13 protein-coding genes are annotated in these 15,610 nt (G+C 39.5%); 5 read left to right on the top strand and 8 right to left on the bottom strand.

The window, feature by feature from the left end:
- Positions 1-4 precede the first annotated feature (4 nt).
- Positions 5-934 (top strand): TIGR01777 family oxidoreductase, encoded by a 930-nt coding sequence (locus AC0IWE_RS19130; protein WP_471794332.1) that lies wholly within the window; start codon positions 5-7, stop codon positions 932-934.
- Between the two features lie 12 nt (positions 935-946).
- Positions 947-1,435: an SRPBCC family protein gene (locus tag AC0IWE_RS19125; protein WP_471794331.1), complete on the top strand. Its 489-nt coding sequence runs from the start codon at positions 947-949 to the stop codon at positions 1,433-1,435.
- An 18-nt stretch (positions 1,436-1,453) separates the two neighbouring features.
- Here AC0IWE_RS19125 and AC0IWE_RS19120 read toward each other — a convergent pair whose 3' ends face one another.
- From AC0IWE_RS19120 to AC0IWE_RS19095, 6 genes are all read right to left on the bottom strand, one after another.
- Entirely contained in the window at positions 1,454-2,194 is a 741-nt protein-coding gene (locus tag AC0IWE_RS19120; RefSeq protein WP_471794330.1) for a rhamnogalacturonan acetylesterase, read from the bottom strand.
- A gap of 13 nt (positions 2,195-2,207) precedes the next feature.
- Entirely contained in the window at positions 2,208-3,230 is a 1,023-nt protein-coding gene (locus AC0IWE_RS19115; protein WP_471794329.1) for a pectinesterase family protein, read from the bottom strand.
- 70 nt (positions 3,231-3,300) lie between these two features.
- The gene (locus AC0IWE_RS19110) at positions 3,301-4,947 is read right to left on the bottom strand and encodes a hypothetical protein (RefSeq protein WP_471794328.1); all 1,647 of its coding nucleotides are present in this window, start codon (positions 4,945-4,947) and stop codon (positions 3,301-3,303) included.
- A 10-nt stretch (positions 4,948-4,957) separates the two neighbouring features.
- Complete coding sequence (locus AC0IWE_RS19105) at positions 4,958-6,802, bottom strand: RagB/SusD family nutrient uptake outer membrane protein (protein ID WP_471794327.1); 1,845 nt, start codon at positions 6,800-6,802, stop codon at positions 4,958-4,960.
- Between the two features lie 17 nt (positions 6,803-6,819).
- The gene (locus AC0IWE_RS19100; protein ID WP_471794793.1) at positions 6,820-9,129 is read right to left on the bottom strand and encodes a SusC/RagA family TonB-linked outer membrane protein; all 2,310 of its coding nucleotides are present in this window, start codon (positions 9,127-9,129) and stop codon (positions 6,820-6,822) included.
- A complete protein-coding gene (locus AC0IWE_RS19095) occupies positions 9,059-10,051 on the bottom strand; it encodes a TonB-dependent receptor plug domain-containing protein (protein WP_471794326.1) in 993 nt (330 codons plus the stop codon). The genes AC0IWE_RS19100 and AC0IWE_RS19095 overlap by 71 nt, the downstream gene beginning before the upstream one ends.
- A gap of 265 nt (positions 10,052-10,316) precedes the next feature.
- On the opposite strand from AC0IWE_RS19095, the gene AC0IWE_RS19090 reads away from it, so the two are divergent.
- Both AC0IWE_RS19090 and AC0IWE_RS19085 read left to right on the top strand, forming a co-directional pair.
- A complete protein-coding gene (locus AC0IWE_RS19090; protein ID WP_055902794.1) occupies positions 10,317-11,327 on the top strand; it encodes a LacI family DNA-binding transcriptional regulator in 1,011 nt (336 codons plus the stop codon).
- 111 nt (positions 11,328-11,438) lie between these two features.
- Entirely contained in the window at positions 11,439-12,623 is a 1,185-nt protein-coding gene (locus AC0IWE_RS19085; RefSeq protein ID WP_471794325.1) for a class I SAM-dependent rRNA methyltransferase, read from the top strand.
- Between the two features lie 140 nt (positions 12,624-12,763).
- On the opposite strand, the gene AC0IWE_RS19080 is transcribed toward AC0IWE_RS19085, so the two are convergent.
- Together AC0IWE_RS19080 and AC0IWE_RS19075 are read right to left on the bottom strand one after the other, a co-directional pair.
- Complete coding sequence (locus AC0IWE_RS19080) at positions 12,764-13,015, bottom strand: DUF6814 family protein (protein WP_055902788.1); 252 nt, start codon at positions 13,013-13,015, stop codon at positions 12,764-12,766.
- Positions 13,016-13,026: 11 nt separating this feature from the next.
- Positions 13,027-14,550 carry an MFS transporter gene (locus AC0IWE_RS19075; RefSeq protein ID WP_055903090.1) on the bottom strand — a complete coding sequence of 508 codons (1,524 nt, stop codon included), beginning with the start codon at positions 14,548-14,550 and terminating at the stop codon, positions 13,027-13,029.
- Between the two features lie 141 nt (positions 14,551-14,691).
- Between AC0IWE_RS19075 and AC0IWE_RS19070 the strand changes: the two genes are divergently transcribed.
- Entirely contained in the window at positions 14,692-15,582 is an 891-nt protein-coding gene (locus AC0IWE_RS19070) for a bestrophin family protein (RefSeq protein ID WP_471794324.1), read from the top strand.
- The last annotated feature ends 28 nt before the right edge of the window (positions 15,583-15,610 follow it).

Here is a 15,610-nt window from a genome sequence, read left to right as displayed (position 1 = left end):
AATCATGAAATACGGAAAAATTATACTTGCTGGCGGAAATGGCTATTTAGGAACCATACTGGCTCAATATTTTAGCCCTTTGGCTAACGAAGTAATTATCCTCGCCAGAAAACCAAAAGCCGCAACGGGGAACATTAAAACGCTGTTGTGGGATGGTAAAACTGTTGATGAATGGAGTGTAAACCTTCAGGATGCTGATTTATTGGTTAACCTTTGTGGTAAAAATGTAAACTGCAGATATACCCAACAAAACAAGAAAGCCATTTTCGATTCGAGATTGATCCCTACACGGTTATTGGGTAAAGTGATCAGTGAAATGGAAAAACCACCAAAACTCTGGATCAACATTACCTCAGCAACCATTTACAGGCATGCAGAAGATCGTCCGCAAGATGAGTTAACAGGTGAAATTGGTGAAGGTTTTTCTATCGAAGTATGTAAAGCCTGGGAGAGTAGTTTTTTTGAAACCAATACCCCAAAAACAAGAAAATTAGCACTAAGAATGGGCATTGTAATTGGGCTTAGTGATGGTGCATTTCCAAGGCTGCTCAACCTGGTAAAACTGGGCATGGGCGGCAAACAGGGTAATGGCGAACAATACGTAAGCTGGGTACACGAGCAAGATGCTGCAAGAAGTATCGAGTGGTTACTTCAGCACAAAGAAATTGAAGGAGCTGTAAATTGTACTGCTCCGGAAGCTGTTAAAAACAATGTGTTTATGCGCAGTATCAGAAAAGCATATGGCATTGGTTTTGGGTTACCTGCCCCTGCCTGGCTATTGGGCATTGGCGCAAAAATTATTGGCACAGAAACCGAACTGATTTTAAAAAGCAGGTGGGTTAAACCGGGTATTTTACTGGCTAACGGTTTCGGGTTTAAATATGCAAATATAGATGAGGCGGTAGCGGCTTTGAGTGTAGAAGGAAAGAATTAAGTTAAAGAATTTATGCCATTAATTGTTTTAAAAACATTGATTGATGCACCTGTTGAAAGTTGTTTTAATTTGGCGAGGAGTATTGATCTTCATGTACAATCGATGCAACAATCGGGTGAGAAAGCCATTGCAGGAAAAATAAATGGACTAATTTGCTTAAATGAATCTGTTACCTGGCGAGCCAAGCATTTCGGGCTTTATTTTACCATGAGCAATAAAATTACTGCAATGGAGCGGCCAAACTTTTTTATTGATGAAATGATAAAAGGCCCTTTTAAAAAGCTCCATCATCAACACCTGTTTAAAGTACTTGGCACACAGACAGAAATGACCGATATATTTTGGTTCGAGGCACCTTTTGGTATACTTGGCTGGTTGGCAAATAAAGTGCTTCTAAAAAGTTATATGAAGAAACTGTTGTTAAAAAGAAATGAAATGCTGAGTCGTGTGGCAAATTTTGATAATTCCCCGTCTAATATGCTTAAAATCCAATATTTATAATTTAATTATATCCTATCCCTATTTTAAACTCTTAACCAGGTTAAGCTTCAACTCTTTAATGCCTTTTACCACCAAGCCGGCAATTTGTTTTGCCCCTTCAGGACTTAAATGCGTGTTGTCTTTTTTCCCGTTTGGATAATTTACATTTCCGGAATCAACATAGTTGAATAATTTGATAGAGGGTTCTTCGCCGAGGCGGTTTAATAAGCTTTCAGTTTTTGCCAGCATATCAATCATAGGAACGTTTAGCGAATCGGCAACCTGACGGGTTATCCGGGGATAATCGCCATGAGAATCGATTAATACACCATTTTTGAAACTTCTTCGCGAAATTGGTGTAAGTAAAACAGGAAAAGCTTTTTTGCTCCTGGTTTCATTTACATAGTTCACCAGATTAATTTTGAAATCAGCTAAAGAAACGCCAACAGTGGGTTTATCTACTTTTTCATCATTGTGGCCAAATTCTATAAAAACATAATCGCCCGGGTTAAGCTGAGCTAAAATAGGGTCCCAGCGTTTTTCGGCCCGGAATGATTTTGTACTCCTCCCGTTCAGTGCCCGGTTATCAACAATAACATCTGCCTTAAAATAGGATTGCAATGCCATTCCCCAGCCTGTTTCGGGGAAAGCCTTTTGCTCTTTGTTGGCGGCGGTAGAATCGCCAATAATATAAAGTTTGGTTTTCTTTTGGATGAAGGTAAAAGACAGTAAAACAGCTAAAGTTCCAGCAGCTAAAATTTTAAGGAAATTGATTTTCATATTTTCTGTTAATCTATAAATGCGGCGGATCCCATTGATCTGCTCCGCCCAATATATTTTTTAAAGTATAGTTTTTTGCTTCTTTTTCTGTCAATTGCTTCGTCCAGGGTAATCTTGTTTTTACCGATGCGCCATCACCGGTATTTTTATATTCTGCATAAAACACGGTCAGCTCTTTATCCGGAAACATTTTATCGCCTTTCCATGGGTTCCAACCTTCGGGTAAGATATGTTTACCAAGATTACAATTTATAAATACCGTTTTTGCATAAGGTCGCCACGGCCTGCCCAAATAGGCTTTTGTTACCGCAGAATCTGCAATAAGTGAACAATTTAGAAAAACAAATCCAAATTTTTGCTGTGCAGACGTTGCAGCTGCAGTTACATAAGAATCAGTCAAACTTTTTATCGTACAGTTTTGAAACACTACTGTTGCTTTGCCAAAAATAAAATCTGTTGTACCTTCTATATAGCAGTTCTGATAAAACTGGCGGCTATTTTCGATGGCGGCATAAAGCGTATCCTGATTGCCTAAAAATCTACAGTTTTTGGCTACAAATCGGTCGCCCTCTACATGCAGGGCAACTGCTTGCCCCACCCGGCCCGCTGAATTGATAATGGTTAAATTTTCGAGGTGGATATCATTCCCCTGAATCAATACTGTAAAGGAGGTATAAGTGCTGAATTTAGCATTGCCAAAAACATCTTTACCCAGCGGATTTGGCTTTCCCGAATAATCATCAAAAGTAATGATGGTTTCTGCGGCGCTTTCACCAATAATCGAGAGGTTAATTTTCCATGATGGAATAATCAGTTTTTCTTTGTACTGACCATGTTTTACAAAGATTTTAACCTCTTTTTCTCCTAAATCCCTTACCGAATTAACAGCTTCCTGAATGGTTTTATAATTTCCGCTCCCATCCTGTGCAACAGTGATTGCTGAAGGATATTTCGGGTCCTGAGCATGCAGATAAAGAAAGGGAACTGTGCTTAATATAAATAGCGCGATAAACTTAAGATAGGATATTCTTGTCATTCTTTTCAATTAAATCTACAGCATAAAGTTCATTAAAAAAGGGCAGATTAAAACCTGCCCTGTAATTTTGTTAGTATGTCCATTTAGGATCACCGATTGGCCCTCCCGCGCTTCCGGCAGTTCTTAAAGGCGAGCCGGCAGGCAATGTAAAATCTGTTGTTACAGCAGTCCAGCCTAAATTAATAGATTGGTTACTCACCAATGTTGCGGTACCAAAGGTTAGGGCGGTACCATTGGTTAATGCGCTTGAAAGATTGAAATAATTGCTGTTGGAAATTCTAAGTGTACTTGCTGCACCGGTACCCCTTATGGCAGCCGCGTTCACCGTACCTGATTTAGGGGTATTTGCTAAAATACTATTTGCAATGGTAAAGTTAATTGGGTTTGCATTTGCATCTAACAGTGCATATTTCGCATTGCCGCCAAAACCGTTAAAAGTAGAATTGGTAATGGAAACTGTAGGCGTTACATCGCCAGTGTATGTGGTGCTGGCAGTAACCAACCCAGGGCCGGCATTATAGAAAGTAGACTTAGAAATGTTAAGGTTAGCAAACTGCATTTTATTTAAATGAAAGGTATAATAGGCAGAAGAACCATTTAAACCCATATCGTATACAACCGAATTGTTAACGGTAATGCCCGTGATTTTAAAATCGCGTACTGCTGTACCCCTGTCGCCCCTTAAAAAGGCAGTAGTAGAGCCATGCGTTATACAGTTATCCACCACAACATTGGTAAAAGTTGCTGCAGATCCATTTGCTGCTTGTGAGCCGATAAAATTGATAAAATAAAGCGATGCACCAGCAGTTCCATCAAATTCAATACCTGATAGCGTTACACCTGCACCAGTGCCTTCTACATCAATCTCTTTATAATTCACTTTTGTATCGCCCGGGTTGCCCGATATTGATTTGATAGTGATGGTTTTTTGGGTAATAAAAGTTGCTGCAGCCAAAGTATAAGTACCAGGATTAAGGCCGATTATTGCGCCATTTGCCGCACTTGCAATTGCTGCTGCCAGGTCATCTCCAGGGTTGAGTTTTACCGTATAGGTAGTGGGTGCAAGTGTGGTGAAAGTGGTTATTCCCTTGCTTTTTGGTCCGGCAAATAGCTCTGCCGTGTATTTTGTGCCAGCAGTTAACGTGTTAAGTGCTTTAACACCCAATGTTACATCGCTTGTATTTAATGCAACTGTAACAGCTGCACCTGTGGCCGGGGTTACTACAATTGAAGTTAAGCCTGTTGTTGGGGTAAAATACAGTTTAGCGGTTGTTTCTTTAATTTCAATATCCCTGATGGCCTGAAACAACTGGATTCCTGTTAACTGAAAAGCACTGCTGCGAACATATTTCGATTCTGGCTGACTTTCGGTGGCATTGGCCTTAATTCTTGCGTAATATTTAGTTCTTACCGCTAAATTATCTTCAGTTACAGTTACACCCGCAGTATCGGCCGTAGTGCTGTAATTTACCGTTGCAAACAGTGAATCAGTTGAAAAATCAATACTGTATTTAAAAGTTTTCCCTGTAGACATGAGCGGTAAAGACCAGGTTAACTTTGCAGAAGTTTCTCCGGCAGTAATTTTCACATCACCCGGTTTAAAAATTCTTGCCGGTTCTGTTGGCGCATCATCTTCTTTTTTGCAGGAAGAAATTGCTACAGTCATCAATAATAAAATGACGAATTTAAACCCCAATTGATCTATAATTTTTTTCATAATAAATACCTTAATAGCCAAAGTTTTGAACCATACTTGGATTTTCGATTAGTGTTGTTTTAGGATAAGGGAACAGTTCCTTTTTATTGGCTTCGAAGTAAAAAGCAATACCGGTAGAAGTACTGGTGATCGAATTTTCTTCAGTAACGGCCTTTCTCCAGTTTTTGGTGGTATAACCCGCCGGAGCAGTTGTAACATTTAATCCGGGTGAGGCAAAAACATTATTAGGCGCTCCACCATACAAATCGAGTTTGGCTACCTCATTTACACTTGTGCCCAACAAATAATCGCTTTCTTTTGCATAAATGTAATTTGGTACACTCGCATAATCTCCCGTTCCGGCAACTAAAGCCCGGATTTTATTTCTGGTTTCCTCAAATTTACCTGCCAGTAAATTCCAGCGGATCAAATCATACTTGCGGATACCCTCACCACCAAATTCCAACAGGCGTTCCTTAACAATGGCGTTAAAAAACCCTGCTTTATCCAATGGGGTTACAGGAATTTGTGTTTCAAAACCAGCGTACGCACGTTTTTGCACTTCTTGTAATGCACTTACCGCAGTTGCAGATGGCGCACCGTTGATTTCATTATCAGCCTCTGCATACATCAGTAAAACATCAGCAAATCGCAACATTGGCCAGTTTATGCCAAATGTTTGCGCGGCAGATGAATTATTAAAGGCTGTCCACGATTTACGGAATTTTCCATCTGTCATGTTAAACAAAGTATTCACTATTTTTTTTGATGTTGCAGTAATCTCGAAAACGCCAATCGTTACATCTCTCCGGCAATCTTTATTTACATCAAATTCGTAAAAGTAAGTAGGAATGGCATTCATTCCACCACCGCCAGACCCAAAAGTAGAGGCTGAATTGAAGCGGATTCCATTATAATAACCAAGTTTACTGTCTGTAGATGCGTTTCCTCCAAAGGCTGCAACTTCGAACATCAGTTCATGTGCATCATCAAGGCGGTTTGCGGTATGCAGGGTTTTAAATACATTTTCATAAACCGGGTTCAGGTTATGCTCAGAACGGTGGTTCATCAGATCAAGGCACTCATCAAAAGCTATTTTATAATAGGTTAGGTAATCAGCACTGCGTTCCATGGTATGGCTGGCCGATCTTAATGAATAACCGCCTCTTGCTAAAGCAATGCGTGCACGTAAGGCTTTTATTGCACCTTTAGTATAACGGAAACTGCCATATTCGGCAATTCCACTTCTCCATGGCACTAAATCTTCAGCCATTTTTAAATCAGCGATGATCTGGTCGTAAGTTTTATTACGGTCTACATTAGGTCCGTACAATGTTTCCGCATCAGCAGCAGGAACAAAAGATGCCGGAACATCTCCCCAGTTGCGGATCAGTTCGTACAGAAACTGGGCCCTTAAGGTTAAAGCCTCGCCATAATAGCGTTTCATAACCGTTTTTTCTGCATCTGACCCATTGGCATAAAGTTTTGAGGCCGGAATAAATTTGATACAGATGTTTGCCCGTTCTACACCTGCATACAATTGCAAAAATGGATTAACCAGATCCGTATTATCTGAACTCGCGCCGTACATGCTTATCCCCCTACGGTCAGATGAGCTGTAACTTCCCGACGTTTTAAAATCATCGGCAGTTAAGCCAAAAAGTGTAGAAATACGACTTCCATAACCATTATCTCCACAAAGGCGGTTATACACAGCAATAATTGCCGCGTTCGTATTGGCCGTGCTTTCGAAAACAACATCAGGTGAGGAGGTTGATGGCGATTCTACATCTAAATATTTTTTACAGGAAGTAGTTATACTCAATGCTCCAATAGCAATTACCATTAAAGCCGATTTTATAAATTTATTGTTCATTTTCTTTAATGTTGAAATTAAAATACCATGTTAATACCAGCAAGTATGTACCTGCTCCGTGGGTAGGCCGCATAATCAATACCTGGCGTAAGCGGATTCGATCTGCGCGTATTCGCTTCGGGATCGTAACCTGTGTAACCGGTAATGGTATACAAGTTGTTAACCGTACCGTAAACCCTTAGTTTTGAGATAAAACCTGTTTTTTTAATTAAACTTTGCGGCAGGGAATAACCCAATGTTACGTTGCTGATTCTTAAAAAGGATCCGTTTTCAATCGCGTATGATGTTAAGGCGTAATTGCCACCTGTAGGCGTCCAAAGCGTGGTATTGGCATTCATTGCGGTTAATAATGCCGGGTCTGTAACTTTTACACCGTTTGCATCAAAATTCTGCCACCTGTCATTCATAACAGCCAGCAAATTGTTGTCCTTTACATTGTATTGTGAGGTGAATTCTATTTTATTGGCATTATAAACTTTACTTCCGTAGCTAAAGTTTACAAATACGGTTAAATCAAAGTTTTTATAGGCAAACTGATTATTCAAACCGCCTGTAAATTTCGGCTGTGCTGTACCTAAAACCGTTCTGTCATCATCACCAATCATCATGCTTGCTGATGATGATAATTTTTTCACTTTCATATCGCCCGGCTGTGGATCGCGGTTGCCCAACAAAACCCTGGCGTTAGCAACTGTTGGTTTAAGCGTATAGGTATAAGCGCCGGTAGTGGTGTTTTGTACGTTGGTAAAATCATCAACAGTATAGCGGCCATCTGAAATAAAACCGTAAAACTGCCCAACTGGTTGGCCTACCTCAACCTTAAAATCGCCTAAACTGTTCACCCATCCTGATTGTGTGATATAAGAACTTACACCATTTTGCAGCTCAACAATTTTATTTTTGTTAAACGAAATATTAAAACTGGTGTTATAGCTGAAATTTTTTGATTTTACCGCCTGATAGTTCAATTGTACCTCAAAGCCCCTGTTTTGCGTTTTGCCCACATTTTGCTGCTGTGTAGCATAACCTGTAGTTTGTGGAACGTTTGCATTTAAAAGCAGGTTTTTCGTTCTGTTATCATAATAATCCAGATTAAGCGATAACTTGTTTTTAAAGAGATCAATATCGATACCCAAGTTTTTAGAGATGTTGGTTTCCCAGGTAATGTTAGGGTTAGATAAGATATTTCCGGTAGCTGTACCCGAAATCAAACCAGTTGAAACCGTCCCATCTGTATCTGCGTAGCCACCAGTGGTTGAGCTTAGGTAAAAAAGCGTTCTGAATAAATCCTGGCCGATGCGGTTGTTCCCTGCTGCACCATAACTAAACCTTACTTTAAAATTATTTAACCAGCTAAGGTTCATGTCTTTAACAAATTTCTCTTCAGTTACTCTCCAGGCTACCTGCGCCGATGGAAAATAACCCCATTGTTTACCTGCGGCAAATAACGAAGAAGCATCTGTTCTAAAATTCACTGTAGCTAAATATTTATTCTGAAAGCCGTATGATGCCCTGCCAAAAATAGAAAACTGCCTGGTGCCTGAAATTAATGATGTTGGGCGGTCTTGTATCGTATTTGCAGGAGCTGGACTTACAAATGCATCACTCGCTGAGATATCAATGGGTAAAAATTTAAGTACTGTAGTTCTCGAATCAATATCTACCATGTTAATTTCCTGGCCTACCAAAATATCCAAACTGTGGTCTTTTCCCAAATCTGGTTTATAATTGATGGTATTGGTATTGATAAAAGATTTTTGCGAAACCGTATCGAGTTGTATTGCAGGTAAACCGGCATTATTTCTTGCCACATTACTTACGGGGCCATTAAAAGTATTGGTATGTCTGCTGGTTCTATTATAGCCCACAGTACTTTTTACGGTTAAATTTTTAAGAATGGAATACTGCACATAACCACTGCTGATTAAATCGTTTCTGTAATCATATTTCAATTCCTGGTTGGCAAGTGTAATTGGATTGGTTAATCCGGTAGTTAAATAATCAGCATCGAATAAATCGCCAGAATCACTACCGCCAGAATATGGCTGGTAACGCACAGAGTTCCTTAATCGGTTGGTACCTTGCGATCCGGTAGAAGTTGTGCCCACACCATCAATACGCTGCCCGCTGTAACGTGCATTTAAGCCAACCCTGAATTTATCCGAAAATTTATGGTCTAAACGCACCGAAGCAAAGGTTCTTCTGTAACCTGAGTTGAGCATAATACCATCTTCTTTCGTATTGTTGACAGAAACATTATAGGTCGTTTTTGTGGTACCACCAGATAAATTTAAAACCTCGGTATTGCCTCCAGGCCTGGCGACCAAAAACTTTATCCTGCCAATCGATATTCGGGATGTTTTTATAAATATCCAGATCATCGAAAGTACCGTATTTTTTGGTAAAAGTATCTTTAACATCCTGTGTGGTGTTGTTATTATAGAGCTCGTATTGATACTTGATAAACTCATAAGGATTCATCACATCGAGCTTGTTTACAATCTGCCTTGCACCTGCATAAACATCGAATGATACTACGGGGCGGCCTTTCTTTCCACTTTTGGTAGTGATGATTACCACGCCATTAGCACCTCTGCTACCATATATTGAGGTAGAAGCCACATCTTTTAAAACATCGATAGATTGTATTTCGTTAGGCGATAAAATCGATAAAGCATTTTCTACCTGGATGCCATCAACAATGTATAGCGGAGAATTATCTCCCGTAAGTGAACTTCCACCGCGCACTTTAATAACAATCTCGGCCCCCGGGCTTCCCTCTGATGTGGTAACCGAAACACCCGCCAGTTTTCCGGCTAGCGCCTGTGCTGCGGTACTTACAGGGAACTGATCAATATCTTTGCCCGTTATAGATGATACCGAACCCGTTAATGCCTCTTTACGCACCGAACCGTAACCGATGTTTACTGTAACCTCTTGCAAAGTGTTGGCATCTTCTTCAAGCGTGATGTCCATTTTACTTTGGTCGCCAATGGCAACGCTCTTGGTTTTATAGCCGATGTACGTAAAAACCAGTACGCCACCCTTGGCAGGAACGGTAATTTTGTACGCACCATTGCCATCTGTACTGGCCCCATTTTTAGCATCTTTTACCGAAACACTTACGCCGATTAAGACCTGCCCGTCTGACTTATCCTTTACCGTTCCGGTAATTTGCCTGGTTTGCGCCTGGGCTACTGATAATCCAAAAAAAGAGAGAAATGCAAAATAGAGTAAAACTCTGCTCATAATTAATAATGATTTGAAATGATTTGGATACTTATTTGAAGTTGCAATTGCTTGCATTAGAATATAATTCTATTTCGGGATGTTATTGTTTATTTATATTTGGTTACGTTGATGTAACAATTTTACAAACTAAAAACCAATTGAAACTAATTTTAACTAAAAAAGTGTGCAAACGTTCCCAAAAACGTTAAGAGAACGTTTATTATTATTAGGAGTTGAACGCCCTTAAAGAGATATTTTTCGTAACTTGTACGCACTGCGAAAAATGAGATTTGAAACATCTACCATAAAAGATATTGCTAAAGCATTAGGCCTGTCTACATCGACAGTTTCCAGGGCTTTAAGAGACCGTTACGAAATTAGTGAGGAAACAAAAAAACTGGTGCTGGCCTATGCCGAAAAGGTAAACTACCGTGCTAACCCCATTGCCAGAAGTTTAAAAGAACGCCGTAGTTACTCTATTGGCATTATTGTGAGTGAGATTGCCAACAACTTTTTTTCTCAGGTGATCAACGGAATCGAATCCATCGCATATGATAAGGATTACCACGTAATCATTTCTCAAAGTCACGAATCGTATAAACAGGAAAAACTGAATGTTGAGCACCTGGCTTCGCGCTCTATTGATGGTTTATTGATTGCATTATCTTCAGAAACACAGGATATTGATTATTTAAGAAGTTTGTACGCCAAAGGACTGCCAATTGTTTTTTTTGATCGTGTGCCGGAGGATTTTGAAACCCACAAAGTAATAGCAAATAACTTTAAAGGTTCTTTTGATGCCACCGAACACCTCATCTTATCAGGAAAAAGGACTATTGCACACCTTACAAATTCTGAAAACCTTTCGATAACCAAAGAAAGACTGGAAGGTTATAAAGCAGCTTTGCTTAAATACCACATTGAGTTTAAACCCGAACTTGTTAAATATTGTCAGCACGGGGGCATGCACAGTGCAGAGCTGGAGCAAGCAGTAAAAGAACTTTTACCTTTACAACCAGATGGAATTTTTATTTCGAGCGATCGCCTTACCACGGGCTGCATTATGGCTTTAAAGAAAACCAATCCCGAGGTTGCGGATAAAATTGCCATTGCCGGTTTCACAAACTCTAATCTTGTCGAATTATTTTCGCCCTCACTAACCTCAGTTAAACAACCCGCTTTTGAAATGGGCCAGGTGGCAACCGAGCTTCTTATTTCGATGATTGAAGCCAAAAGGCCAGTAACCGAATTCGAGACCAAAGTATTGGATACTGAATTGGTAAAAAAGCGGTAGGCATTATATCGCTGAGTATGGCATTCGATGCCGCCAACTCCAAACTTACTTCCCATTACTCAGCGCCAAACGCGCTGTGCCAAACTCCCTACAAATTATTACCTTTGCAGCATGGTAGAAATCATATTAAAAAAAGGAAAAGAAAAAGCAGCATTACAAAGGCATCCTTGGGTATTTTCTGGGGCATTGGAAAAAGTTAAAGGGAAACCTGAAGATGGTGATGTTGTAAAAGTTTTTGCTTTCGATAATGAATTTCTGGCCTATGGCTACTACAACAGCAATTCGCGCGTGGCTGTGCGTCTTTTGGAATGGGACGAAACTCAAACTATAAATAACAGCTGGTACCATAACCGTTTGAAGCAAGCCATCGCCTCACGTCAGTTTATTTTAAGCGAACATACCAATACCTGCAGACTGGTTTTTAGTGAAGCTGATTTTCTTCCGGGTTTAATTGTTGATCAATATGCAGATTTCCTCTCGCTTCAGATTTTAAGTTCGGGGATTGAAAAAGTAAAAACAGAAATTGTAGAAATACTAAAGGCTGAATTACAACCAACAGGAATATTTGATAAAAGTGACGCCACAGCCCGTACCCACGAAGGCTTGCCTATTGAAAACGGTCTGCTTTGGGGCGAAAATCCTCCTGAATTTTTACCCGTTAAAGAAAACGGAATTACTTATCATATTAACATTGCAGAAGGACAAAAATCTGGTTTTTATTGCGATCAGCGCGATAATAGGAGTATTTTGGCCAGTTATGCTAAAGGTAAAAAAGTTTTAGACTGTTTTAGTTACAGTGGTGGTTTCAGCTTAAATAGCCTTGCAAATGGGGCCGAAAGCATTACCAGTGTAGATAGTTCTGGCTTAGCTGTAGAAACGCTAAAACAAAATGTAGCCTTAAACAATTTTGATGTAAATAAGGTAACAGCCATACAATCTGACGTGAATAAACAACTCCGCGCTTTTAAAGAATCGGGAGAACTGTTCGACATAATTGTGCTTGATCCGCCCAAATATGCACCATCGCGTTCGGCCTTGGATAGGGCGGCAAGAGCTTATAAAGATTTAAACCGCCTGGGTATGTTGCTACTGGAAAAAGGTGGTTTACTGGCCACTTTCTCCTGTTCGGGCGCAGTTGATATCGAAACCTTTAAACAGATTATTGCCTGGGCAGCACTTGATGCAGGCAAAGAAGTACAGATTATTAAACAGTTTTGCCAGCCAGAAGATCACCCGGTTAGAATTTCTTTTCCAGAAGGTGAATACCTAAAAGGGCTGTTATTGCGGGTATTATAAAAATTGCCCCCTGGTTAGTAACCAACACCTATTTCTAGCCTAAAAGTGAAAAAAACACAGCCTATACGGAATAATCCATTCTTTGTGATCTTAATGCCTTTGGGATAAAAATAGCACCTTTGTCTGGTAAAAACAAGTATTTATAACTCCTCCGAACTTTCTGGTAGATGATCATACTCGCCTTTCCAGGCATAAAACCCAAAAATCATCAATCCAAGGCTAATCGGCAGAAAAATGAAGAGAATAATTGCCCATTGCAAAATGGTATTCGTTCTTTCAATATCGGTATGTGTTAATCCAACTTTATCTATTGCTTGTATAAATAGGAAAGTCATGGTCAGTGGGCCTAAAACCATCCAAACCAACCCTAAAAATTTCTTTAATATATTCATCTTGCTGGTAGCTAATCGTTAATGTTTTCGTCTCTTTTGTTTGATAAATAAATTGTTCCGATGATTAAACTTAATGTTGCAATACCTATCGGATACCATAGCCCGGAAAGTGGTGTTGCACCAGAAAAACTTGCAATTAAAGTGGCGATAAATGGAACAAGGCCACCAAAAACACCATTGCCAATATGGTAAGGTAATGACATAGAAGTATACCTGATTTTAGTAGGGAAAAGCTCAACCAAAAATGCTGCAATTGGTCCGTAAACCATTGTTACCAGCAAGATCTGAAAAAAGATTAAACCTACAAATTTCCAAAATACTGGCGTTGGTAATACCTTATCTTTCAGTATTTCCTTGCCTATTAGAACGCCCTTAGTTGCAGAAACCGTATCAGTTTGAACGCTGTTAAAAGAAGCTCCGTTTTTAAGTGTTATTTTGGTAGAAACCGTTCGTAAACTATCTGTTGTATTTTCAATTAAAACGGAGTGTACAGGTGCAGGCGTTGAAGATAAAATTGCTGATTGTTCAACTTTCGTGTAATCTGTATCATTTAAAAAAGTTTGATAAATCGGTCGGTAAAAAATAATCCCAAGAAGCATTCCGGTTAACATAATCCACTTTCTGCCCACTTTATCACTCCATGCGCCAAATACTACAAAAAAGGGTGTTGCAAAAGCAATTCCCCATAGTAAAATATACCTCGAATCGTTAAAATCCAACTTGCAGGTATTCTCCAAAAATGATTGTGCATAAAATTGCCCGGTGTACCAAATTACCCCCTGGCCCATAGTAGCACCAAATAATGCCAGTAGCACCATTTTAAAGTTCGCTTTATTGTTAAAACTTTCTTTTAAGGGGTTTTTGGAAATATTTCCTTCTGCTTTCAGTTTCGAAAACATGGGCGATTCGTGCATTTTCATCCGGATATAAATCGAAACCACAACAAGAACAATCGACAGGAGGAAAGGAATCCGCCAGCCCCAATCGCCAAAGGTTTCAGCACCGAGTATATTTTTGGTAATTACGATAATTCCTAGTGAGAGGAATAGCCCTAAGGTGGCCGTAGTTTGAATCCAGCTGGTAAAAAAGCCACGTCTATTTTTGGGCGCATGTTCTGCTACATAGGTTGCAGCACCACCATATTCGCCACCCAGCGCCAAACCCTGAATTAACCTCAACACCAGTACTAAAATAGGCGCAGCGTACCCAATACTTTTATAAGAAGGAATTAAGCCGATAAAAAAAGTAGATCCACCCATTAAAACGAGCGTGAGTAGAAAAGTATATTTTCTACCAATTAAATCGCCAAGTCTGCCAAATACCAATGCCCCAAACGGACGAACAATAAAACCGGCAGCAAAAATGGCTAAAGTATTAATGAGCGCAGAAGCACCGGCATCTTCCGGGAACAATTGATGGCCAATGATGACCGCAAGGCTTCCAAAAATATAAAAATCATACCATTCTATAAGAGTGCCCAATGAAGAGGCACCAATAACTTTGAAAATGTTATTTTTCGGCAACGTTTCGCTCATAAAAAGAAATATTTGGTAGCCCAAGATAGACATTTACTTCACAATAGCAAACCCGCGCTATTATTTAATTTGCTCATACTAAAACATTTCCGCTTTATGTTTGTATTTTCATCCGAATGAATCAGTTTCCTTTCAATATATATGCTTTTAATACAAAATATCCGATTAACTAGAATTTTAAGAAATACATGGCAAGTTGATTTAATCATGATCGCCTCATGCACAGCCGCATATTTCGTACGGGCATATTTAATTGCCCATCATTTTTCAATACCATCCATAATACCAACTGTACTGGGTACCGCAATTGCCTTTTTTATTGGTTTTAATAACAACCAGGCTTACGACAGGTGGTGGGAAGCCCGAAAGATTTGGGGTGCATTGGTAAACGATTCCCGTTCTTACGCAAGAGCATTAATTAATTATGTTGATGAAGATGATGAAAGTGTTAAGCGCATGGTATACAGGCATATTGCATTTTTATATGCGCTAAAAGCCAATTTAAGGGGAGCAGTGGATGAAATTTATACCAAATACCTTACTGAAGCAGATTTAGAGGAAATTGGGAAACATAATAATGCACACAATGCCATTTTAAACATCCAATCCAGAGATCTGCAAAAACTATCAAAAGCCAATGCAATTGATGGCTTTCGCTTTATCGAAATTAATGAGATGCTAACCCGTTTTTCAGATTCGATGGGGATGAGCGAAAGGATTAAAAATACAATATTTCCAACTACCTATTCCTATTTAACAAAAGTATTTATCTGGTTATTTGTTGTCACTTTTACACTCGTAATCAGTCAGGATGCCGGACCAGCCGCCATATTTTTAGGGTGGTTAATCGGTTTCGTATTTGTATCCACACAAATTAACGGGATGAGTCTTGTTAATCCCTTTGAAAATAATTCTGCCGGTGTTCCACTCAACCAGATTACCAGAACGATAGAGATCAATCTTTTGCAAATGCTCCAGGAAGAAAACATTCCAGAACCTATTAAACCTATAAATAACGAATATATCCTTTAATTTTATTGGGATATTACCTAGGAATTAA

This window comes from Pedobacter sp. AC402 (assembly GCF_979252805.1).
The sequence above is the reverse complement of the archived record's forward strand: the minus strand, read 5'-3'. Positions and strand labels throughout refer to the sequence as shown.